At 74.0% G+C, this 21,352-nt stretch carries 19 protein-coding genes; 8 read left to right on the top strand and 11 right to left on the bottom strand.

Annotation, left to right across the window (positions count from 1 at the left end; all coding sequences use genetic code 11):
- Nucleotide 1 precedes the first annotated feature (1 nt).
- Together ABZ783_RS00515 and ABZ783_RS00510 are read left to right on the top strand one after the other, a co-directional pair.
- Nucleotides 2-1,045 (top strand): ABC transporter ATP-binding protein, encoded by a 1,044-nt coding sequence (locus ABZ783_RS00515; protein ID WP_357433283.1) that lies wholly within the window; start codon nt 2-4, stop codon nt 1,043-1,045.
- 156 nt (nt 1,046-1,201) lie between these two features.
- Entirely contained in the window at nt 1,202-1,921 is a 720-nt protein-coding gene (locus ABZ783_RS00510) for an ABC transporter ATP-binding protein (RefSeq protein ID WP_357433281.1), read from the top strand.
- Nucleotides 1,922-1,955: 34 nt separating this feature from the next.
- Here ABZ783_RS00510 and ABZ783_RS00505 read toward each other — a convergent pair whose 3' ends face one another.
- The 4 genes from ABZ783_RS00505 to ABZ783_RS00490 form a co-directional block, all read right to left on the bottom strand.
- Complete coding sequence (locus ABZ783_RS00505; RefSeq protein WP_357433279.1) at nt 1,956-2,504, bottom strand: hypothetical protein; 549 nt, start codon at nt 2,502-2,504, stop codon at nt 1,956-1,958.
- Nucleotides 2,505-2,609: 105 nt separating this feature from the next.
- Nucleotides 2,610-3,062, bottom strand: coding sequence for a GNAT family N-acetyltransferase (locus ABZ783_RS00500; protein ID WP_357433277.1), 453 nt, complete (start codon nt 3,060-3,062; stop codon nt 2,610-2,612).
- A 41-nt stretch (nt 3,063-3,103) separates the two neighbouring features.
- The gene (locus ABZ783_RS00495; RefSeq protein WP_357433275.1) at nt 3,104-4,714 is read right to left on the bottom strand and encodes an alpha/beta hydrolase; all 1,611 of its coding nucleotides are present in this window, start codon (nt 4,712-4,714) and stop codon (nt 3,104-3,106) included.
- Between the two features lie 13 nt (nt 4,715-4,727).
- Nucleotides 4,728-5,840: an ATP-dependent DNA ligase gene (locus tag ABZ783_RS00490; protein WP_357433273.1), complete on the bottom strand. Its 1,113-nt coding sequence runs from the start codon at nt 5,838-5,840 to the stop codon at nt 4,728-4,730.
- A gap of 136 nt (nt 5,841-5,976) precedes the next feature.
- Between ABZ783_RS00490 and ABZ783_RS00485 the strand changes: the two genes are divergently transcribed.
- Nucleotides 5,977-6,189 (top strand): hypothetical protein, encoded by a 213-nt coding sequence (locus ABZ783_RS00485; RefSeq protein WP_073835409.1) that lies wholly within the window; start codon nt 5,977-5,979, stop codon nt 6,187-6,189.
- Between the two features lie 61 nt (nt 6,190-6,250).
- Nucleotides 6,251-6,751 carry a DUF1990 domain-containing protein gene (locus ABZ783_RS00480; protein ID WP_357433271.1) on the top strand — a complete coding sequence of 167 codons (501 nt, stop codon included), beginning with the start codon at nt 6,251-6,253 and terminating at the stop codon, nt 6,749-6,751.
- Between the two features lie 24 nt (nt 6,752-6,775).
- On the opposite strand, the gene ABZ783_RS00475 is transcribed toward ABZ783_RS00480, so the two are convergent.
- From ABZ783_RS00475 to ABZ783_RS00450, 6 genes are all read right to left on the bottom strand, one after another.
- Nucleotides 6,776-7,687, bottom strand: a complete 912-nt coding sequence (locus ABZ783_RS00475) for a DNA-3-methyladenine glycosylase 2 family protein (RefSeq protein ID WP_357433269.1) — start codon at nt 7,685-7,687, stop codon at nt 6,776-6,778.
- A gap of 82 nt (nt 7,688-7,769) precedes the next feature.
- Nucleotides 7,770-8,627, bottom strand: a complete 858-nt coding sequence (locus ABZ783_RS00470; RefSeq protein WP_357433267.1) for a fused MFS/spermidine synthase — start codon at nt 8,625-8,627, stop codon at nt 7,770-7,772.
- Nucleotides 8,627-9,586 (bottom strand): hypothetical protein, encoded by a 960-nt coding sequence (locus ABZ783_RS00465; protein WP_357433265.1) that lies wholly within the window; start codon nt 9,584-9,586, stop codon nt 8,627-8,629. The genes ABZ783_RS00470 and ABZ783_RS00465 overlap by 1 nt, the downstream gene beginning before the upstream one ends.
- Nucleotides 9,583-12,057 carry an SMC family ATPase gene (locus tag ABZ783_RS00460; RefSeq protein ID WP_357433264.1) on the bottom strand — a complete coding sequence of 825 codons (2,475 nt, stop codon included), beginning with the start codon at nt 12,055-12,057 and terminating at the stop codon, nt 9,583-9,585. Before ABZ783_RS00460 ends, ABZ783_RS00465 begins: the two co-directional genes overlap by 4 nt.
- Nucleotides 12,057-13,205 carry an exonuclease SbcCD subunit D gene (locus ABZ783_RS00455; protein ID WP_357433263.1) on the bottom strand — a complete coding sequence of 383 codons (1,149 nt, stop codon included), beginning with the start codon at nt 13,203-13,205 and terminating at the stop codon, nt 12,057-12,059. Before ABZ783_RS00455 ends, ABZ783_RS00460 begins: the two co-directional genes overlap by 1 nt.
- Before the next feature lie 75 nt (nt 13,206-13,280).
- On the bottom strand, nt 13,281-15,029 hold the full coding sequence (locus ABZ783_RS00450; RefSeq protein WP_357433261.1) for an ATP-binding protein: 1,749 nt from the start codon (nt 15,027-15,029) through the stop codon (nt 13,281-13,283).
- A gap of 284 nt (nt 15,030-15,313) precedes the next feature.
- Here ABZ783_RS00450 and ABZ783_RS00445 point away from each other — a divergent pair, with 284 nt between their 5' ends.
- Nucleotides 15,314-16,891, top strand: a complete 1,578-nt coding sequence (locus ABZ783_RS00445) for a hypothetical protein (RefSeq protein WP_357434279.1) — start codon at nt 15,314-15,316, stop codon at nt 16,889-16,891.
- 241 nt (nt 16,892-17,132) lie between these two features.
- On the opposite strand, the gene ABZ783_RS00440 is transcribed toward ABZ783_RS00445, so the two are convergent.
- Nucleotides 17,133-17,918, bottom strand: a complete 786-nt coding sequence (locus tag ABZ783_RS00440; RefSeq protein WP_357433259.1) for a pyrimidine reductase family protein — start codon at nt 17,916-17,918, stop codon at nt 17,133-17,135.
- 150 nt (nt 17,919-18,068) lie between these two features.
- On the opposite strand from ABZ783_RS00440, the gene ABZ783_RS00435 reads away from it, so the two are divergent.
- The 3 genes from ABZ783_RS00435 (at nt 18,069) to ABZ783_RS00425 (ending at nt 21,329) form a co-directional block, all read left to right on the top strand.
- On the top strand, nt 18,069-18,614 hold the full coding sequence (locus ABZ783_RS00435) for a plasmid pRiA4b ORF-3 family protein (RefSeq protein WP_357433257.1): 546 nt from the start codon (nt 18,069-18,071) through the stop codon (nt 18,612-18,614).
- Between the two features lie 290 nt (nt 18,615-18,904).
- Nucleotides 18,905-20,218, top strand: coding sequence for an extracellular solute-binding protein (locus ABZ783_RS00430; protein WP_357433255.1), 1,314 nt, complete (start codon nt 18,905-18,907; stop codon nt 20,216-20,218).
- A 127-nt stretch (nt 20,219-20,345) separates the two neighbouring features.
- The gene (locus ABZ783_RS00425) at nt 20,346-21,329 is read left to right on the top strand and encodes a sugar ABC transporter permease (RefSeq protein ID WP_357433254.1); all 984 of its coding nucleotides are present in this window, start codon (nt 20,346-20,348) and stop codon (nt 21,327-21,329) included.
- Nucleotides 21,330-21,352: the final 23 nt, after the last annotated feature.

Below are 21,352 nucleotides of genomic sequence, written 5' to 3'. Positions count from 1 at the left end.
GATGACAGCGACCGCCCATGGCCATCCGGGCTCGGCGCGTCTGACGCCGCGCAGCGACCCCGGACAGCCAGCCTCCGCCGTGCCGGACCTGGCCGCCCTCCAGCAGCGCGCCGCGCAGCGCGCCGCCGAACGGGCCGGCGGGCGGGACCGGTTGCGCGGGCACATCGTCTGCGACGGCCTGGTCCGCATCTTCAAGACCGAGGGGGTGGAGGTGGTCGCCCTCCAGGGTCTCGACCTGGTCATCGACCGGGGCGAGCTGGTGGCGATCGTGGGGGCCTCCGGCTCCGGCAAGTCGACGCTGCTGAACATCCTCTCCGGGCTGGACACGCCCACCGCCGGCATCGCCCGGGTCGCCGAGTACGACCTGCTCGCCCTGTCGAACCGGCGCCGGCTCGCCTACCGCCGGCAGATGGTCGGCTTCGTCTGGCAGCAGACCGGGCGGAACCTGCTGCCGTACCTGACCGCGCTGGAGAACGTGGAGCTGCCGATGCGGCTGGCCGGCGGGCGCAGCCGGCGGGCCCGGCGGGACCGGGCCCGCGAGCTGCTCGACCTGGTCGGCGTCGGCTACTGCGCGGACCGGAAGCCCGGCCAGATGAGCGGCGGCGAGCAGCAGCGCTGCGCGGTCGCCGTGTCGGTGGCCAACGACCCGGAGGTGCTCTTCGCCGACGAGCCGACCGGTGAGCTGGACGAGGCGACGGGGGCCGAGGTCTTCGCCGCGCTGCGGACCATCAACGCCGAGCTGGGCGTCACCATCGTGGTGGTCACCCATGACCACGCCGTGGCCAGCCAGGTCCGCCGGACCGTCGCGATCCGCGACGGCCGCACCTCCTCCGAGGTACGCCGCACCGCCCGCGTCGCGGCCGACGGCAGCACCGAGCTGGTCAGCGAGGAGTACGCGGTGCTCGACCGGACCGGCCGGATGCAGCTCCCGGCGTCCTTCGTGGACGCGCTGTCGCTGCGCGACCGGGTCCGGCTCAATCTGGAACCCGACCACGTCGAGGTGCGGCCCGGCGACCGGGCGCACGCCGAGAAGGAGCAGGCATGAGCGAGCGTCAGCGAGCGAATCATCAGTGCAGGGTTGTGGTGCCTCATGCCGGCGCCGAGCGGAGCGAGGTGGCGGCATGAGCGAGCGTCAGCGAGCGAATCATCAGTGCAGGGTTGTGGTGCCTCATGCCGGCGCCGAGCGGAGCGAGGTGGCGGCATGAGCGAGCGGTCGACTTTGGCGCCGGCCCGCGTGGTCACCACCGACGAGGTGGTCCGGGTCGAGGCGGTGAGCCGCACCTTCGGGCGGGGCGAGCACGCGGTGCACGCCGTGCGGGACGTGTCCTTCTCCGCCGGGCGGGGCGAGCTGGTCGCCGTCCGGGGTCGCTCCGGTGCCGGCAAGACCACGCTGCTCAACCTGGTCGGCGGCCTGGACCGGCCGGACAGCGGGCGGGTCCGGGTGGCCGGGCACGACGTGACCGGCGCGAGCGAGCGCGAGCTGCTCGCGCTGCGCCGGGGCACCGTCGGCTTCGTCTTCCAGACCTTCGGGCTGGTGCCGATCCTGTCGGCGGCCGAGAACGTCGGGGTGCCGCTGCGGCTGGCCAAGGTGCCGGCTGCGGAGCGGGAGCAGCGGGTGGCGGTGCTGCTGGAGCTGGTCGGGCTGGGCGGGCACGCCGCGCAGCGCCCGTACGAGCTGTCCGGCGGGCAGCAGCAGCGGGTGGCGGTGGCCCGCGCCTTGGCGAACGAGCCGGACCTGCTCATCGCCGACGAGCCGACCGGCCAGCTCGACTCGGAGACCGGGCGGTCCATCATGGACCTGATCCGGGCCGTGGTGCACGCCCGGGGCATGACCGCCCTGGTCGCCACCCACGATCCGGCGCTGATCGAGATGGCCGACCGCACCCTCACCCTCCGCGACGGCCGCCTGGCCACCGACTGACCGTCGGCGCCGGCGCCGCGGGAGTGACAACCGGTCAGTCGCGACAGCGGCGGCGGTGGTAGGACAGGGTGACCGCGAGCAGGAGGGGGCCCCAGAGGAGCAGCGGGACGTAGCAGGCCACCAGCAGCGCGAAACCGGCCGGCGAGAAGCCCAGGCCATCGCCCTCGACGACGAGGTCCCGAACGATGATGCCCCAGGCCGCGTACGCCCAGACGAGGGTGACCCCGATGGCGCCGGCGGTGGCGGCGGTGACCGCGAACGACGGCGGCACCCGACGCCCGCCCAGCAGCGGCAACCACCGGGGGAACACCTCGCCCCACGGGCGGACCAGGCCGAGCGCGAGCAGCGCCAGCGCCTCGGAGAACACGGTCAGCGAGACGACGTAGACGCTCTCCCAGCCGCGCGTGCGGACCGGCGCGCCGTGTTCGTACGCGCCGATCGGGACACCGGCGACCAGGGCGAGCCGCCAGAGCCCGGACGGCAGGACGACCAGCGGGATCAGGTGGGCGGCGCGGACCGCCCAGGCGGGTGCGGGCCGGCCGTCGCGCGGGTGGGCGGCGGCCGGTGCGGTGGCGGTGGACATGTGACTCCCGTTCGTCGACTGCCCGCCCAGTCTGCCCGTGCCGGCCGACGGCGATCATCCCGCACGGCGGGGAGTCGGCTCCCTCCGGTGGGGGAGCCGCCGGGATCAGAGCGCCAGCTTCATCCCCTCGTGGCTGGCCACGAAGCCGAGGTTGCGGTAGAAGCGGTGCGCGTCGGCGCGGGTCTTGTCGGTGGTGAGCTGCACCAGCGCGCAGCCCCGCGCCCGGGCCTGGTCGATGGCCCAGGTCATCATCTGCCGCCCCAACCCCCGGCCGCGCAGGTCGGAGCGGACCCGCACCGACTCGATCAGCGACCGCTCGGCGCCGTGCCGGCCCAGCCCCGGGATGTACGTGATCTGCATGCAGCCGACCAACTCGCCGCCGGCGTCCGCGACCACCAGGTGGTTGCGCGGGTCGGCGGCGATGTCGGCGAACGCCTTCTCGTACGCGTCGTCGACCTCGGTGAAGTCGCGGGCCTTGCCCAGCACGTCGTCGGCGAGGAGGGCGATGATGGCCGGCAGGTCCGCGCGGACCGCCTCCCGGAAGATCGCGTCGGTCATGCCGGCAGCGTGACACAGCGACAGCCGGCGATGGGCGGTGGTCAGCGCGCCGGGCAGCGCAGCCCCGCCCGGGGCACGGTCAGCGAGATCAGGTACGCGTCGACGGCGGCCGTGATGCAGGCGGTCTGCGGGTACGCCGTGTGCCCCTCGCCCTCCCAGGTGAGCACCTGCCCGACGCCCAGCATCGAGGCCAGCGCGGCGGTCTGCTCGTACGGGGTGGCCGGGTCGCCGGTGGTGCCGACCACCACGATCGGCGGGGCGCCGGCCGCCTTCCCGGTCGGGTACGGATCCCGCCCCCCGGGCCACTCCATGCAGCCGAACATGCCCACCGCCAGAGCCGGACCGAACAGCGGATACTTCGCCCGCCACTGGGACTGGAGCTGGCGGATCTGCTGCGGGCTCGGCTTCTCGGCCTCGTCCGCGCAGTTGACCGCCATGTTGGCGTCGAACAGGTTCGAGTAGTGCCCGTCGTCGCCGCGGCCGGCGTACGCGTCGGCCAGCTTGAACACCCCGGTCGGGTCGCCGCCCTGCAACGCGTCGATCGCCCGGGCCAGCTCCTGCCAGCCCGCCTCGGTGTAGAGGGACGAGATGACCGCGTAGAACACCCAGCCCGCGGTGGCCTCCCGGCCGTCCCGGCTGCGGACCGGGGAGACCTTGGCCTTGTCGATGGCGCTGGTGACGGCGGCCCGGGCGTCCGGTGCGATCGGGCAGCGGCCGGCGTTGTCCGCGCACCAGCGGGCGAAGTTGTCGAAGGCCCGCTCGAAGCCCTTCGCCTGGCTCTCCGACCCGGCGATGAGTTTCTGCTGCGGGTCCACCGCGCCGTCGAGCACCAGCGCCCGGACCCGCTTGGGGTAGAGCTGGGCGTACACGGCGCCCAGCAGGGTGCCGTACGAGTAGCCGAGGTAGGTGAGCTTCTCGTCGCCGACCGCCGCGCGCACCGCGTCCATGTCCCGGGCGGCCTGCTCGGTGCCGTAGAGCGGGAGCTGGTCGCCGTACTTCGTGCCGCAGCCGGTGCCGATCCGCCGGTTGAGCGCGGCCAACCCGTCGAACGACGCCTGGCTCTGCGGGTCGGGGTCGTAGCCGAAGCTGGCGTCCAGGTCGGCGTCGGAGATGCACTTGACCGGGCTGGACCGGGACACCCCGCGCGGGTCGAACCCGACGATGTCGAAGCGGTCGGTCACCGCGGCCGGCAGCCCGCCGAACGCCGGGCCGAAGGAGAGATAGACGGCGGTGTCCACGCCGGAGGCGCCGGGACCGCCGGGGTTGACCACCAGCGAGCCGATCCGGTCGTGCTGCTTGTTCGACCTGATCCGGATCAGCGAGATCTCGAAGGTCTCGCCGGCCCCGGGCCCGGCCGTCGCGCCGGTGGCGGCGCCGTTGCCCCAGTTCCGGGGCACGGCGATCCGGGCACACTCGTAGCGCATGCCCGGTGCGCCCCGGCCGACCAGCTCGTCGGGGACCTCCGGGCAGGCGCGCCAGGTCGGGGCGGTGCCCGGGGCAGCCGCCGGGCCCTGGCTCTCGGTGCGCGGGGCGAGGGCCGGCAGGGTGCAGCCGGCGGTGAGCACCACCGCGGCGGCGAACCCGGCCAGGCCGGGTCGGACCCGGCGGATCCGGTCGGAGAAGCGGGTCACGTGGCAGCCTTCCGTGATCATGTCAACGGCCAGGCTACGCCCGACCGGACGCGCTGCCGATGGTCGCCGCCGGATCCCCGCGCAGCACCTGGTCGACGTCGTAGCGGATCGGGCGCTCCAGCTGGTCGTAGCGGCAGGAGCGGGGATCACGGTCAGGGCGCCAGCGGACGAACTGGGCGGTGTGCCGCAGCCGGTCACCCTCCATCGCGTCGTAGCCGACCTCGGCCACCAGCTCCGGGCGCAGCGGCTCCCACTCCAGGTTCTTGGTGCCGGTCCACCGGCTCACCCCGCCGGGGATGCGCTGGCCCCGCTCGTGGTCGCCGTGCACCCACGGGTGGTCGCCGTCGACATCGCGGTAGGGCTCCAGCTCGTCCAGCAGCTCCTTGCGCCGGGCCGCGGTGAACGACGAGCTGACCCCGATGTGGTGCAGCACGCCGGCGTCGTCGTAGAGGCCGAGCAGCAGCGAGCCGACCACCGGGCCGGACTTGTGCCAGCGGAAGCCGGCCACCACCACGTCGGCGGTGCGGGCGTGCTTGACCTTGAACATCAGCCGTTTGCCCGGCTCGTACGGCAGGTCGGCCGGCTTGACGATGAGCCCGTCCAGCCCGGCCCCCTCGAACACGTCGAACCAGCGCCGGGCCGTCTCCGGGTCGGTGGTGATCTGGGTGACGTGCACCGGCGGGCGGACCTTGGCCAGTGCCTGCTCCAGCCGGGCCCGCCGCTCCGGGTAGGGCCGGTCGGTCAACAGCTCGTCGTCGAGGGCGAGCAGGTCGAACGCGACGAAGTCGGCCGGGATGGTCTCGGCGAGCAGCTTCACCCGGGAGGCGGCCGGGTGGATCCGCTGGGCGAGCAGCTCGAAGTCGAGCCGGGGCTGGCCGCCCGGGCCGTCGCGGCGGATCACGATCAGCTCGCCGTCGACCGCGCACCGGGGCGGGAGTTGGCGCCGTGCCTGCTCGACCACCTCCGGGAAGTAGCGGGTCATCGTCTTGCCGCCCCGGCTGGCCAGCTCGACCTCGTCGCCGTCGCGGAAGATGATGCAGCGGAAGCCGTCCCATTTCGGCTCGTACGTCATGCCGGGGGCGGTGGGCAGCTGGGGCACGCTCTTGGCCAGCATCGGCTCGACCGGCGGATTGATCGGCAGGTCCACGGCGACCAGTCAATCAGACGCCACCGACAGCGGTGAGGCAGATCACCGGTGGCGTCGGGCGGCGTGTCCCCGGACAGGTCGGTTCGTCACCCCCGACCGGATGGTGAAACCGCAGGTCAGGGCTACCGTTCGCCGCGTGCCGGAGTGGATCTGCGGATGCTGTGGACGCTGGCGGGTCAGTTTGGAACTGATCCGCGGGCGGTACCGCTACCGGCTGGTGCACCGCTACCGCCCGGACCAGGGCGGCGGCGCCAACGTCATCGGCGAGGTCGCCTCGGTGGCGGAGCTGGAGGAGCTGCTCCGCCGGTACGCCCCGGTGAGCCTGGCCGACCTCCACGAGGCCGCGTAGCCGCCCGCCCGCCCGGGTGCGGGCCGTAGGCTGGCGCTGTCCCCGCGAGGAGGTGGCCGCCGTGCCGGAACTGACGTACCCCGAGGTGGGGGCGACCCGCGAGGGCGCGCTGCCGGCCGGCTACGACCACCTGCGCCACCGGGTCCGGCTGCCGGACGGCGGCTTTCCCACCGCCGCCAAGGCGGTGCTCGACTGGCGGCTGCACCGGGCCGCCGGGGTGGTGATGCGCACCGACGCGCCACGCGCCGCCGCGGGCGTGCGGGTCACCCCGGGGCTCGGCGTCGGCCCGCTGCGGATCTGGGGCCCGACGGAGGTGGTCTGGACGGTGGACGAGCCGGACCGGGCTGGTTTCGGCTACGGCACCCTGCCCGGGCATCCCGAGATCGGCGAGGAGGCGTTCGTGGTCACCCGGGCGGCCGACGGGGTCTGGTTCGAGGTGACCACGTTCAGCCGCCCGGCCCGCTGGTACCTCCGCGCCGCCGGTCCGCTCGCCCGGGCCGTCCAGCACGGCTACGCCTGGTGGCTCGGTCGCACCCTGCGCCGGCTCTGCGCCCGGGGCTGATCCGCACCCCGGCCGGCGGAGCGGTCAGTAGCCGGCGAAGGAACGGATGGGGGCGCGGGGGCCGTACCTCGGCGCCTGGATGCCGGCCGCCTCCAGCAGCACGCAGACCCGCCCCCGGTGGCCGCGGAACGGCTCCAGCAGCGCCAGCATCCGGGCGTCGTTCCCGCGCGGCTCCCCGGCGAGGGCCCAGGCCACGGTGTTCGGGATGTGGTAGTCGCCGACGCTGACCGCGTCCGGGTCGCCGTATGCGATCCGGACCACCTCGGCGGCGGTCCACGGGCCGATCCCGGGGATCGCGGTGAGCCGGCGGGTGGCCTCGACGGTGTCGGCGCACTGCTCCAGCCGTTCGGCGGCGCCGGCCGCGCGGCGCAGCGTGTCGGCCCGCCGCTGCTCCACCCCGAACGGGTGGAAGACCCAGTACGGGGTGGCCGCCACCGCTGCCGCCTGCGGCGGCAGCAGCAGCGACATCGGTCCCGGCGCCGGCTCCCGGAAGTGCCGGACCGTCGCCGCGTACGCCCGGTACGCCTCCTTGCCGGTGACCTTCTGCTCCAGCACCGCCCGCAGCAGGCGGGGGAAGACCTGGCCGGTGGCCGGCATCCGCAGCCCGTGGTGCTCGCGGGCCAGCCGGGCCACCACCGGGTGCCCGGCGGCGAGGTCGGCGAACCCGGTCAGGTCGTCGCGGAGCCCGGCGATCGCGTCGGCCCGCTCGACGACCCAGTCCGCTCCCGGCCCGTACCCCTCGGCGACCAACTCGTCCCCGCCGGGGCGCAGCGCGAGCGTGGCCGGCCCGGCCGGCGTGCGGGTGGCCCACCAGAAGGCGCCGGCGGCGACCCGCGCGCACGGGTCGTACGGGCTGAAGGTGAGCGACCGGACCGACCTGGCCAGCCGGTAGCCGGCCGGGGGGCGCAGCGTCCGGTGGACGGCGGGGGAGGTCACCCGGTCACTCTGCCACGCGGACCATCAGCCGGCCCCCACGGGCATGGCCGCCGGGGTGATACGGAGCGGTCCGCCGGACGGATCAACGGCGCACGGAAAAAATTCCGGGCGGCGGCGGAGTGGAATCCCGGGCATCGGCGTCCCGCACCACCGCAGCGCCTCCGGCGAACCGGTCCAGCTCGTCGCCCGCCAGCACCCGGCCCGGGAACCAGTCGCCGGCGGCGCGCCGGGACAGCTCCGCCACCGGCGGGTCGACCCGCGACGCGACCAGCACCAGGTTGCCGTAGCGGCGCCCCCGCAGCACCGCCGCGTCGCTGACCACACAGGCCCGGGGCAGCACCGCACGGACCGTGGCGACCTGGGCGCGGGCGTGCCGCAGCGGCGGGCCGTCGGCGATGTTCGCCAGATAGAACCCGCCCGGACGGAGCACCCGGGCCACCTCGGCGGCGTACTCCACCGAGGTCAGGTGGGCCGGGGTGCGGGCACCGGCGAAAACGTCCGCCACCACCAGGTCGTAGCTGGCCTCCCGGCTGGCGGTGAGGGTGGCCCGGGCGTCCGCCACCCGTACCCGCAGCCGGGCGTCGGCGGGCCACGGCAGCGCCCGGCGGACCAGCTCCACCAGCGCGCCGTCCACCTCGGACACCCGCTGCGTCGAACCCGGACGGCTGGCCGAGACGTACCGGGGCAGGGTCAGCGCGCCGCCGCCCAGGTGCAGCACCCGCAGCGGGGTGCCGGCCGGGGCGACCAGGTCGATCGCGGCGGCCAGCCGCCGGACGTACTCGAACTCCAGGTGGGTCGGATCCGTCAGGTCCACATGGGACTGCGGTGCGCCGTCGAGCAGCAGCGTCCAGGAACCCGGTCGGTCCGGGTCGGGCACCAGCTCGGCCTGCCCGGTGTCGACCTGCTCGGCCACCCGGTCCGCGCCGCGTCGCCGGCCCATCAGCGGCGGATTCCCCGGGCGGCCGCGGTCAGCACCCGGTGCAGCAGGCGGGCGTCGCCGAGCAGCCCGCGCAGCCGGCGCTCCAGGCCGGCGATCGGGATCAGGTTCTGCGGGGCCCGGGGATCCTTGTACGGGGTGGAGGCGAACCGGGGCAGGGTGACGAGGGCGAGGTCGGCCAGCTCGATCGCCTCGGCCGGGGTCAGCTCGGCGGAGCACTCCATCCGGACGATGCCCGCCCAGGGTGCGCCCCCGGCCACCGGCAGCCGCAGATACCAGGAGTAGCCGCCCCACGCGGTCTCCAGCCGGAACACCGGGCAGCGCTGCCCCGGGGCCAACCCGGTGACCACCGCGGTCAGCCGCGCGTCCAGGTACTGGCTGTGCTGCGTCTTGATGTAGCCCAGGGTGCGCGGCAGGTGCCGGCGGCTGCGCAGCGGGCCGTCCACCACCAGCAGGTCACCATCGGTACGCGCGGCGTCGGAGACCGCCACCTCCAGCGCCGTCAGCGGGGCCTGCACCGCGGCCGGCAGCTTGCTCAGCTCACCGGTGCCGCCGACCCGGTGCACCGGGTAACGGATCTGCCCGGCCACCACGTCCTGGGCGGAGGGGCTGGCGGTGAACAGGCCCCGGCCCACCTGGGCCCCGGCCAGCTCCGCCGCGCCGCGCTCCAGGTCGCAGCGCACCACCCCGGCGGCGTACGAGGCGGCGATGCCCGGGAACGAGCCGCCGTCGTCCTCGGCCGTCCAGACGCTCGCGTCGATTCGGCGTACCCCGTCGACCAGCAGCACCACGTCCGGGGCGAGCACGTCCCGCCGGGCGTCGATCGCCCGCCAGTCCGTCGCCGGCAGCTCGACGCCGACGTCGACCTGGGCGCTGCTCGGCGCCGCCGGTCCGCCCCCGCCGGCCGCCTCGAACGACGCCCCGTACGCCGGATCCCACGCGTCGACGTAGAACCGCGTCACAGGCCCGTCCGTTCCACCCGGGCCGTGCGGGCGTCCTTGCGGACCTCGAAACGGACCGGGATCCGCTCGGCGAGGGCCGGCACGTGGGTGACCACGCCGACCATCCGGTCGCCCCGGGCGGCCAGATTTTCCAGGGTGGCGGCGACCGTGTCCAGGGTGGCCGCGTCCAGCGTGCCGAAGCCCTCGTCCAGGACGATCGACTCCAGGCTGGCCGCGCTGGTGGACATCCCGGCGAGCTGCTCCGACAGCGCCAGTGCCAGGGCCAGTGACGCCTGAAACGTCTCCCCGCCGGAGAGGGTCCGCACCCCGCGCCGCAGCCCGGCGTCGTGGTGGTCGACCACGAAGAACTCGCCCTTGTCGTGCACCAGGTCGTACTGGCCGTTGGAGAGTTCCCGCAGGATCCGCGACGCGCCGTCGACCAGGAGGTCCAGCGCCTCGGCCAGCAGCCATCGCTCGAAGTTGTTGGCTCGCAGGTGCCCGGCGAGGGCCCGCGCCACTCGGGCCTCCCGTTCGTGACCGGCCCGCTGCTCGTGCAGCTCGGCGGCCTGCTCGCGCCGCTCGGTCAGCCGGCGCAACTCCGCCTCGGCCCGCTCGACCGCCACCGCGGCGTCCCGCCGCGGATCGTCGGCCACGGCCAGTCCGGCCGCGGTGAAGAGCTCGCCGATCCGCTCCTCGACCTCGGCCGCGGCGGCCTCGGCCGCGCCGACCGAAGTGGCCAGCCCGTCCCGGTCGGCGCGCCGCCGCTCGGCCTGCTCACCGGCCCAGCCGGCGAGCGCCGTCCACGCCGCGGCCACGTCGTCGCGGTCGGCGGCCGGCGGGCCGAACCGGGCCAGCCCGTCCCGCGTCGTGTCGAAGTCCCGCCAGGCACGGCGCAGCCGCTCCTCCGCGCCGTCGAGCGCGCCCCGGGCTCGGCGGGCGGCGTCCCGTCCGGCGCGGACCGCGCCGGCGGCCTCCTCCAGGGCGCGGCGCAGCCGAGCGTGCTCGTCCAGCGCCTCCCGCAGCGCGGCCGGCGCGGCGGCGTCGGCGAGCTGGTCGTCCAGCTCGGTCAGCCGGGTCCGCAGCTGGTCGTGCTCGGCGCGGGCGCGCAGCAGCACCCGGTCCAGCTCACGGGCGGCGGCGTCGCGCTCCTGCACCGACCGCTTGGCGGCCTCGCTCGCCGCCCGGGCCGCCTTGCCGGCCGCGATCGCCCGGGCCACCGCCGACCCGGCCGGCACCGCCGGCACCCGGGGGACGGCCTGCTCGCAGACCGGGCACGGGCCGCCCTCGACCAGGTGCGCGCGCAGCGCCACGGCCTGGTCGGCGGCCTTCGCCTCCTCATGCGCCCGGAACGCCGCCTCCAGCTCCGCCTCGGCCCGCTCGGCGGCGGCCCGGGCCTCCGCCAGGGCACCGACCGCCGCGTCGTGCTCGGTCTGCGCCGCAGCCACCGCCGCGCGGACCGCCGCCACCTGGCCGGTCAGCTTCTCCCGGTCGGCGTGCGCCTTGACCAGCAGCCGCAGCGCGCTCTCGTCGCCGGCCGCGGCCAACTCGCCGCGCAGCTTCTCCTCCCGCTCCTCGGCGAGCCCGACGGCCGTGGCGGCCTCGTCGGCCGCGACCCGCGCCGCCGCCACCGCCCGGGCCAGCTCGGCGATCCCGTCCGGCGGCCGCACCCCGGCCAGCACGGCCAGCTCCGCGTCCCGCTCGGCCAGCGCTGCCGCCTGCTCGCGCGCCGTCGCCCGGGCCCGGTCCAGCTCGGGTACGGCCACCGCGACCGCCTCGGCCAGCTCGCCCATCCGGTCGACCCGCTGCCGCGCGCAGGCCAGCGTCTCGTCGTCGACGTCGGCGAGGCCGCCGAGCAGCTTGTCGACCGTCTCCAGCCTCGCCTCGGCCTGCCCGGCGCGCTCGGTGGCCTTCTTCTGCACCTCCTCGTAGATGCCGAGGCCGAGCAGGTTGACCAGGATCTGCTGCCGGGTGGCCGGCTTGGCGTGCAGGAAGTCGGCGAACTGCCCCTGCGGCAGCACCACGCAGCTGGTGAACTGCTCGTACGGCAACCCGACCGCGTCCAGCACCGCCTGCTCCATCTCGGCGGGGGTGCCGGCCACCACCTCGCCCAGGTCCTCCGGGCTGAGCCCGGTGTCGAGCTTGGTGACGTCGAACCCGGCCGGCATCAGCTGCAGCCCGGCGTTGGCGGTCTTCACGGTGCCCCGGCCGTCCCGGCGCACCACCCGGGTGGCCACGTAGCGGTCACCGGCGGACTCGAAGACCAGCCGGACCCGGGCCTCGTTCGCCGACGGGGCGAGCGCGTTGGCCAGGCCCCGGGTGCCGCCCCAGCGGGGCACGGTGCCGTACAGGGCGAAGCAGATCGCGTCGAGCACCGTCGACTTTCCGGAACCGGTCGGCCCGACCAGCGCGAAGAAGTCCGCGTCGGTGAAGTCGACGGTGGTCTCCTCGCGGAAGACGGTGAACCCGGCCATGTCCAGTCGCATCGGCCGCATCAGTGATCGATCCCCTCGAGCAGCTCGTCGAAGAGTTCCTGGACGCCGTCGTCGCCGTGGCCCCGGCTGCTCAGATAGTCGGCGAAGAGCTCCCGAGGCGAGCGGCCGGCCCGCTGGGCGGTGCGGGTGGCGCTGCCGGGGGCCGGCATCAGCTCCGGGTCGATCCGGATCTCCAACGCCCGGGGCAGCAGCTCCTGCACCTCCTCCCGCAGGCCGGCGCGGGGCTGCTCGCGGACGTAGACCCGCAGCCAACCCTCGGGCGGGTCGAGCTCGGCGAGCTGGGCCAGGGTGCCCCGGACGGTCCGCAGCGGCACCGCCCCCGGCACGGGCACCTCGCGGATCTGGGCGGCGGTCGTCGCGGTCACCTCGACCAGCGTCACCGAACCCAAGTTCTCCTGCTCCCCGAAGTCGACGGCGAGCGGGCTGCCGCTGTAGCGGATCGGGCACGGCCCGATGACCCGCTGTGAGCGGTGCAGGTGACCCAGCGCCACGTAGTGCGCGTTGCCGGGGAAGACCGTGGCCGGCACCGCGTAGCCGAGGACAGTGTGCGCGTCCCGCTCGCCGCCGCCGGTGCTCGCCCCCACCACGGTCAGGTGGGCGGTCACCAGGTGCACCCGGTCCGGCTCGGTGAAGCCGTCGGCCAGCCGGGCGAGCACCCGCCCGAGGTGGTCGGCGTACGTCTGGTTGGCCTCGGCGGCGGTCAGCTCGTACATCTCCACGGCGCGGACCGCGTAGCGCTGGGACAGGAAGGGCAACGCGGCCAGTTGCCAGCGCTCGCCGCCGGCGGTGACCCCGTCGATGACGTGCTCGGCCGGATTGTCCCGGACGCTGCCCCGCAGGGTGATGCCGGCGGCCTCGGCCCAGGGCCGCAGTGCGTCGAGCGCCTGGCCGTTGTCGTGGTTGCCGCCGATCGCCACCACGTCCGCCCCGGTGCGCCGCAGCGCGGTCAGCGCCCGGGTCACCAGCCGGGTCGCCTCGGGGGTGGGCGCGGCGGTGTCGTACAGATCGCCGGCCACGATGACCAGGTCGGGCCGCTCGACCCGGGCGATCTCGATCACCTGGGCGAGCACCTGCTTGTGCTCGTCGGCGCGGGACTGCCCCTTGAGGACCTTGCCGACGTGCCAGTCGGAGGTGTGCAGGATCTTCACCGTGCCAACCTTTCGTTCGCGACTGCGGGGCTCCGCCGCGCTGCGCTGCTCGCGCTCACCGGTCGCTCACGCCTCCTAGAACGGGATGTCGTCGTCGGAGGTGCCGGAGCCCACCACCGCAAACGGGTCGGCCGCCTGGGTGATCGAGCGCAGTGTCTCCGACGGCGCGCGGCCGGCCTCGGAGACCCGGGTGGCCCAGGCCGGGAAGGGGAACTCCAGGCAGAGCGGGACCGGGATGTCGGGCTGGTTGACGAACATGGTGCCCGGCTTGGCCAGCAGGGCCCGCTGCCGCTGGGCGGGCGGGAGGAAGCCGTATTCCGGGCGGGACGCCTCGGCCGGGTCGAGCCGGCCGACCACCCGGATCGCCGAGTTGGTCACGATCCGCCGCTCCACCTCGCTGGCTGTCTGCTGCGCGCCGACCAGGATCACCCCGAGTGAGCGGCCCCGCTCGGCGATGTCGAGCAGCACCTCCTTGATCGGGGAGGAGCCCTCGCGCGGGGCGTACTTGTTGAGCTCGTCGAGGACGACGAAGAGCAGCGGCTTGGCGGTGCCGGCCTTCTCCTTGCGTTCGAACTCGCTCTTGAGCGTCACGCCCACCACGAAGCGCTGTGCCCGGTCCGGCAGGTTGTGCAGGTCGACCACGGTGACCTGGGCGCTCTCCGCGGTGTTGATCGAGTGCGGGCGGCGGGTGGCCAGGTCGCCCCGGATCAGCCGGCCGAGGTCCTTCTTGCTGCCGATCAGCCGGCGGGCGAACGCGTTGACCGTGCCCAGGCCGACCGCGCTGCCCGCCCAGTCGCCCCGGGTCTCGTCGTCGTTGAGCTGCTCGACGATGTGGTCGACCAGGTCGGCGTACGACCCGAGGCGGACCCCGTCGATGCTCACCCCGCCGTCGGCGGGCTGGGCGTACCGGGCCAGGTGGGCGGCGACCGAGTGGACCACCATCGTGTACTGCTGGCGCTCGTCGTCGGCGTCGGCGAAGACGTAGGGCAGCAGCCGGTCGGCGCAGAACTCGCTCAGCGTCCAGTAGAAGCTGTCCACGCCGGTGAGCCGACTGCTCACGTCCGGCGTGCCGGAGGAGTCACCGACCCGGGGCGGCGCGTACACCCGCACGTCGGGGAAGGCGCCGGCGGCCAGCCCGAGCTTCGCGTACCCGGCCCGGGTGTCGTCGTCGAGCCGGGCGTTCGGGTGGTCGAGGAAGAGCAGATCCTCGCCCTTGACGTTGAAGATCAGCGCCTTGGCGTTGACCGCGTCGCCGCCGAGCACGCCCGAGCGGAAGACCGAGTAGAGCAGGAAGGTGGCGAAGCTGGTCTTGGTGGCCACCCCGGAGATGCCGGAGATGGAGACGTGCGCGCCCCGCGTGCCGTCGAGGAAGTCGGCGTTGAGGTAGACCGGCACGCCGTCGCGGCCCATGCCCATCGGGATGCGCCGCTCCATCCGGTCGAAGTGCAGCGCCCGGGCCCGGGCGTCGCCCTCGGCCCGGTGCACCACCGCACCCGGGGTGGGCGGCACGTAGAACTCGGGGTCGACCCGGGTGGTGGTGACCTCGGCCGCCTCCTGCACCTGCGCGGGGAGCGTGCCGTCGGCGATGGCGAAGACGTCGGAGTCGAACTGCGCGCCCTCGTGTCGGGCTCGCACCTGGGTGACCACGCCGGCGATGGTCACCGGCTCCCGGTCGGGCAGCTCGCGGCGGGTGACCACCACGTCGTCGAGCTGCAGGTAGCTGCCGGGGGCGACGGCGGTCCAGAAGGTGAGCGGGGTGGCGTCGGCGGTGCCGAGCACCCGGCCGACCCCGTCGCCGGGGCCGTCGAGCAGGTCGTCGGTCATCGGCAATCTCCGGTCGGCTGGTCGTCCCGTTCGCGGCGCACGAGGTGCATCCTGCCCGAGGGATGCGACAGGTTGCCACGCGACGCGGCGGACGCCACGGCCCGCGTCCGCCGAGCTTGCCCAGCGGGGTCGGATGGCCACGGACGGTACGCCTCTCCGTGCGATTCCCATCCCACCGGTGACTGATCCGCGAGATCCTCAGGAGGCCGGGGGAGCGGGGAGTGGACGTGACATCGACACGGCGCCGGGTGGTCGCGCTGCTCGTGCTCGCCGCGCTGCCGCCGATGCTCGAGGGCGGGCTGCTGATGGCGTTCGGCATCCGCGCCGCCCGGGGACTCACCCCGCAGGCCACCGCCGTCTGGCCCTACGACTCGTACCACGACCTGCGCTGGCTGCTGGTGTACCACGACTCGTGGGGCACCTTCCTGCTCGGGCTGGTGACGGTCACGGTGGCCCGCGGGCTGCTCTCCGCCGGGCTGACCGCGCTGGCGTGGCCGGCCGGCGCGGCGCGTCCCGCCTGGAATTGGCTGGTCCGGCGCAACCTGTCGGTGGCGGTGCTGGCCGCGCTGGTCATCTCGCCGTGGGCCGCGCTCTCGGTCGCCTTCTCCGCGGTGTCGCTCTCCTGGTACCTGTTCGCCTCGCTGGTCCCGATGCTAGTGCTCGCCCCCTTCCTGGCCCGGGCCGGCGTGGCCGCCGGCTGGTGGCGCGGGCTGCCCACGATCGAGCTGTTCGGCTGGTCGTCGCTGAACTTCCTGGTGCTGACCCTGGCCGGCGCGCTGATCTCCAGCGTCCCCGGCTGGTGGGCGGTCGGGGTGGCCGCGCTGACCGGGGTGGTCAACGGGCTGCTGTGGCGGCGGGCGGTGGCCGCCGCCGTGCTGCCGGCCCGGGTCCGGCTGCCCCGGCTCCCGGTCGCCCCGATCGCGATCGGGCTGGCCGTGGTGGGGGCGGTCTGGGCCGAGGCGCTGGTCGGGGTCGCCGGAGGTGGCCGGCACGGCCCGTGGATGCCCCCGATCCTCAGCGACCGGCTGTCCGACCGGGTGCCGTACGCGATCATCGTCCTCAGCGGGCACGATTCGCGCTGGGACGGCGAGCCGTCCGCCGATCCCCGGGTCGAGCGCTTCTCCTACCGCGGGCTGGATGCGCACGGCCGGCCGCTGCCGTACCCGCCGGAGGCGACCCACCGGTCGCTCGACTCCAGCAGCGCCCTGCTCGCCGCGCAGGTGGACGCGCTGCACCACCGCACCGGCCGACCGATCGCCCTGTTCGGCAACAGCGAGGGTTCCATGGTGGCGCGTACCTACCTGGAGCGGCTGCCCCGTGGCCCGGTCAGCGCCGTGGTGATGTTCAGCCCGTTGGTCCAGGCGGGGCGGACCTACTACCCGCCGCCGGGGCACGAGGGCTGGGGGGTCGCGGCGGGCTGGGAGCTGCGGGTGCTGTTCTGGCTCGCGAATCTCCCCCGGCCGGTCAAGGACCATCCCGACGAGCCGTTCGTCCGCTCGGTGCTGGTCGACGCGCCGTTCTATCGCAACCGGATCCTCTGCCCGGTGCCGGGGGTCCGGATGATCGCTTTCCTGCCCACGGTCAGCGCCGCCGAGGCGCCACCCGGTGAGTACAGCCGCATCCCGGTCTATCAGGAGCCGGCGTTCCACGGCGGCCTGATCGGGCGGCGGGCGGTGGAGGACCGGGTGGAGGCCTTCCTGGCCGGCGAGCCGGTGGCGCAGCCCCGCCGGGAGTACGCGCTGCTCCAGCAGTTGGGCGCCGCCTGGCAGGCACCCCCGCTGGTTCTCGCGCTCAACCCCCTGTGGTCGGCGACCCGGGAAGGGGATCCGGCGCTGACCGGCCGGGTCTGCGAGCCGCGCTGACCGCACCAGCCGCCGCCTGGTCGGCCGGCTCCGTCAACTGACCCGCTGAACCGCGGCCGGCGGTCTCCTCCGCCGCTGGCCCCGGTCCCGCCGCGTCGCCAGGGGCGCGGGCTCGCCCTCCCGGGTGTGCCCGCGCCCTTCGCCGTACCCGGCGGCGCCTACCCGCCTCGCCGATCCGGTGGCATCCGGCCGCCGTGGACCCCACCACATCGCCGACCCGGGGTCGATCAGGTCGGTCGGGTCAGGCGGCGGGGGCGGATCCGGCGGGCGGCGGGTGGCCCGGGTCGCGGGCGTAGCGCAGCATCAGCACCCCGTCCTCGGCGGCCAGCACGTGGCGCAGCGGCAGGTGGCGCGTGGTGCTGCCGGCCCCGGCGGTGATTCGGCCCGGGCCGGCCCCGGCGAGCAGCGGCGCGACGGTGAGGCAGAGTTCGTCGACCAGGTCGGCCGCGGTGAGCGCGCCGAACAGGTACGGGCCGCCCTCGCAGAGCAGTTGGCCGAGCCCCCGGCGGCGCAGCTCGGCCAGGCCGGCGGCGAGATCGACCTGCTCCTGGCCGCACCGCACCAGCTCCGCCACGTCGGTGAGCCCGGGTGGCGGCTCGGCGGCGGCCCGGGTGAGCACCAGCGGCCGGACCGGCGCGTCGGCGAAGGCCGCCTGGGCCGGGTCCAGGTCGAGCGAGCCGGAGACCACCACCAGGGTCGGATATTCGGCCAGGCCGTGCTCCCGGCGCCAGGCCCGGCGTGCCTGGTCGAGCCGGACCGCCCGGTAGCCCTCGTGGCGCAGCGTGCCGGCGGCCACCACCAGCCCGTCGCAGAGCATCCGCAGCAGCCCGAAGACCCGCTTGTCCGGCTCTCCGGAGAGCCCGGCCGAGAACCCGTCGAGCGAAACCGCCCCGTCGGCGCTGGCCACGAAGTTCACCCGCAGGTGGGGCCGGGCGGCGCGGCCGTAGAGGGCGGCCAGTTCCGGGTCGGTCAGCGGCCCGGTCGCGGGTGCCGGCCAGACCCGCGAAATCGGCATCCCGTCGGTCATTCGCCGGCCGGACCGGTGACCGGAGGGGTGGGTTCGGGGGTACGGTGCTGGCAGTCGCACCACTTCCGGCCAGGACAGTCGTCGTGCCGCCGCTCCCGGCACGCTCGGCAGATCATGCTGGCAGCCTATGTCGGGGAAGGATGGGACAGCATGCCGCGTCAGATCTTCCAGCTGAAGGTCTCCCTCGCCGGGGTCCGGCCGACGGTGTGGCGGCGGGTGCGGGTTCCCGGTGGTTACACCCTGGACCGGCTGCACCGGGTGGTGCAGCACGCGATGGGCTGGCGCGACTGCCACCTGCACTCGTTCGAGATCGACGGCTGCCAGTACGGCGAACCCGACCCGGACGGCGATCTGGCGTTCCGCGACGAGTTGGACGTCCGGTTGGACGAGGTGTTGGGCAAGGGCGGCCGGTTCCGCTACACCTACGACTTCGGCGACTGGTGGGAGCACGACCTGGTGGTGGAGGACTCCTGCACCGCCGACCCGGACGAGCGCTACCCGTCCTGCCTGGAGGGGGAGCGCGCCTGCCCGCCGGAGAACGTGGGCGGCCCGTCCGGGTACGCCGTCCTGCTGGCCGCACTGGCCGACCCGGCCCACCCCGAGCACGAGGCGATGCGGGACTGGGTCGCCGACGGGTTCGACCCGGACTCGTTCGACGCCGCCCGGGCCACCACCCTGCTGCGCCGCTTCTGCTGACCCGCTGGCCGCGCGGCGGCCAGGGGCCGGTCTCGGTTTGCCGCACCCTCGACCGGCTCGGTGGAACCGTCGCCCGGTAACAATCTGGGAACGCTCCCACAGCGCTGTTGACACCCCTCGAAGCGCATCGGCAAGCTCATGGGAGCGCTCCCGACGGCGTGTTCCAAGCCACATCGCCCGTCGCGGTGGCGTCCCGGAAACCGGAACAACCCCACCACCTGACCCGCCGTGCCGACGGGCGGCGCGGGTCAACAACCACCACACGAGTTACCACCTGAGAGGGGTCAGGGATGAGCGTCATCAGGCGCCGGCTCCGAACTGTCGCGGTTGCCGCGCTCGCCGCGGGCGTGGCTCTCGGCAGCACGGCGTGCAGCAAGAAGAGCGAGGACGAGGGGTCGGCCGGCGGGGGCGGCCAGGTCAAGCTGGTCCTGCAGACTTTCCAGAACTTCGGCTATGACCAGGCCATCAAGGACTTTGAGGCGGCCAACCCGAACATCAAGGTCGAGCACCAGAAGATGGGCGAGCTGCGCGACTTCCAGCCGAAGCTGGTGCAGTGGCTCGCCGCGGGCAGTGGCGCCGGCGACGTGGTCGGTCTCGAGGAGGGCGTCCTGCTCGGGTACGTCCAGAACCACGACAAGTTCGCCAACCTGCTCGACCTGGGCGCTGGTGAGCTGAAGGCCAACTTCCCCGAGTGGAAGTGGAACAACGCCCTGACGCCGGACGGGAAGAAGCTGATCGGCCTCGGCACCGACGTCGGCGGCCTGGCCATGTGCTATCGCAAGGACCTGTTCCAGCAGGCCGGCCTGCCCACGGACCGGGACGCGGTCGCCAAGCGGATCAGCACCTGGCCGGACTACATCGCGCTGGGCAAGGAGTTCAAGGCCAGCGGCAAGGTCAAGGCGGCCTGGCTGGACAGCGCGACCAGCCTGATGCAGCCGTACGTCATGCAGAACTCGGAGACCTTCTTCTTCGACAGGGACAACAAGTTCATCGGCGACACCAACCCGGTGATCAAGCAGACCTGGGACCTGGGCCTGCAGATGGCCGCCGACGGGCTGACCGCCAAGGCGCAGCGGTGGAGCGCCGACTGGGACGCCGCTTTCAAGAATTCCGCGTTCGCCACCCTCCCCTGCCCGGCCTGGATGACCGAGGGCGTCATCGCCCAGCGCTCGGGCCCGGCGAACGCCGGCAAGTGGGACATCGCCACGATCCCCGGCGGTGGCGGTAACTGGGGTGGTTCCTACCTCGCCATCCCGGCCCAGACCAAGCACCCGAAGGAGGCGTACCTGCTGGCCAAGTACCTGACCAGCAAGGAGGGGCACCTCGCGGCGTTCAAGGAGGCGGGCGCCATGCCGTCCGACATCGCCGGCCTCGAGGACCCGGCGTTCAAGGACAAGACGAGCGACTACTTCAGCGGCGCGCCCACCGGCCAGATCTTCGGTGCGAGCGTCAAGAACATGAAGCCGATCTTCCTCGGCGCCAAGCACCAGCAGATCTGGGAGACCATCGTCGAGCCGCAGATGCAGGCGGCTGAGCGCGGCCAGCTCAGTTCGGAAGCCGCCTGGAAGAAGGCGATGGACGAGGCCAGGAAGGCGGCCAGCTGAGTCGCCGGTGACCCGCCGAGCCCGCAGGCGTCCAGGGCCCGCGGACCGGTGGCGGCGCCCACACCCGGCCCGGGTGTGGGCGCCGCCGCGAGGTCACCAACGCCCAACTCCCCGGAAGGGACCCGCAATGCGTTCCACTGTCGGCGCGGTGCCACCGTCGCATGCCGCCTCGCCACCCCCGCCCGCCCCGCCGCGCCGGCGCCGGTCGTACCGGCTCGGCCGTTGGGACATCACCTACTCGCCGTACCTCTACATCGCCCCGTTCTTCGTGCTCTTCGGGATCTTCGGCCTCTTCCCGGTCCTCTACACCGCCTACGTCTCGCTCTTCGACTACGAGTTGCTCAGCGGCACCAAGGAGTTCGCGGGGCTGGAGAACTACCGGGAGCTGATGGCGGACGCCCAGTTCTGGAACGCGGCCTACAACACCATCGGGATCTTCATCCTCAGCACCGTGCCGCAGCTCATCGTGGCGTTGATCATCGCCAACCTGCTGAACCGGCAGATGCGGGCCCGCACGCTGCTGCGGATGGGCATTCTCATCCCCAACATCACCTCGGTGGCCGCGGTCGGGATCATCTTCGCGCTGATCTTCGCGGACCGGTACGGCCTGATCAACTGGCTGCTCGGCACCGTGGGCGTCGATCCGATCGCCTGGCGGGACAACCGCTACGCCTCCTGGTTCGCGGTCGCCTTCATGGTCGACTGGCGGTGGACCGGCTACAACGCGCTGATCTACCTCGGCGCCATGCAGGCCATCCCGAAGGACCTGTACGAGTCGGCCGCGTTGGACGGTGCCTCGGCCTGGCGGCAGTTCTGGGCGATCACCGTGCCGCTGATTCGGCCGACGATCCTCTTCACGGTCATCATCTCCACCATCGGTGGCTTCCAGATCTTCACCGAGCCCCTGATGTACGGGTTCGGTCTGGTCCGCGGTGGCGCCGACCACCAGTTTCAGACCCTGGCCATGTACATCTACGAGCGGACCTTCACCGGCAACGCCGAGTACGGGTACGGCTCGGCGATGTCCTGGTTGCTCTTCATGATGATCATCATCTTCGCGCTGATCAACTTTGCGCTCGTACGCCGGTCGGTGAAGGGGGAGCAGAAGTGACCACCGCGCAGACCCTTCCCCGG

It is taken from the genome of Micromonospora sp. NPDC047738, assembly GCF_040642675.1.
Lineage (GTDB): Bacteria > Actinomycetota > Actinomycetes > Mycobacteriales > Micromonosporaceae > Micromonospora.
Note: the sequence above shows the minus strand (reverse complement) of the source record. Positions and strands in the feature narration are given on the sequence as shown.

Coding starts and splice junctions, on each gene's coding strand:
- ABZ783_RS00460 (WP_357433264.1), bottom strand. CDS start 12,057: ATGCGGCCGATGCGACTGGACATGGCCGGGTTCACCGTCTTCCGCGAG.
- ABZ783_RS00425 (WP_357433254.1), top strand. CDS start 20,346: ATGCGTTCCACTGTCGGCGCGGTGCCACCGTCGCATGCCGCCTCGCCA.
- ABZ783_RS00515 (WP_357433283.1), top strand. CDS start 2: ATGACAGCGACCGCCCATGGCCATCCGGGCTCGGCGCGTCTGACGCCG.
- ABZ783_RS00435 (WP_357433257.1), top strand. CDS start 18,069: ATGCCGCGTCAGATCTTCCAGCTGAAGGTCTCCCTCGCCGGGGTCCGG.
- ABZ783_RS00430 (WP_357433255.1), top strand. CDS start 18,905: ATGAGCGTCATCAGGCGCCGGCTCCGAACTGTCGCGGTTGCCGCGCTC.
- ABZ783_RS00510 (WP_357433281.1), top strand. CDS start 1,202: ATGAGCGAGCGGTCGACTTTGGCGCCGGCCCGCGTGGTCACCACCGAC.
- ABZ783_RS00440 (WP_357433259.1), bottom strand. CDS start 17,918: ATGACCGACGGGATGCCGATTTCGCGGGTCTGGCCGGCACCCGCGACC.
- ABZ783_RS00470 (WP_357433267.1), bottom strand. CDS start 8,627: ATGGGCCGGCGACGCGGCGCGGACCGGGTGGCCGAGCAGGTCGACACC.
- ABZ783_RS00500 (WP_357433277.1), bottom strand. CDS start 3,062: ATGACCGACGCGATCTTCCGGGAGGCGGTCCGCGCGGACCTGCCGGCC.
- ABZ783_RS00495 (WP_357433275.1), bottom strand. CDS start 4,714: ATGATCACGGAAGGCTGCCACGTGACCCGCTTCTCCGACCGGATCCGC.
- ABZ783_RS00450 (WP_357433261.1), bottom strand. CDS start 15,029: ATGACCGACGACCTGCTCGACGGCCCCGGCGACGGGGTCGGCCGGGTG.
- ABZ783_RS00445 (WP_357434279.1), top strand. CDS start 15,314: ATGCTCGAGGGCGGGCTGCTGATGGCGTTCGGCATCCGCGCCGCCCGG.
- ABZ783_RS00505 (WP_357433279.1), bottom strand. CDS start 2,504: ATGTCCACCGCCACCGCACCGGCCGCCGCCCACCCGCGCGACGGCCGG.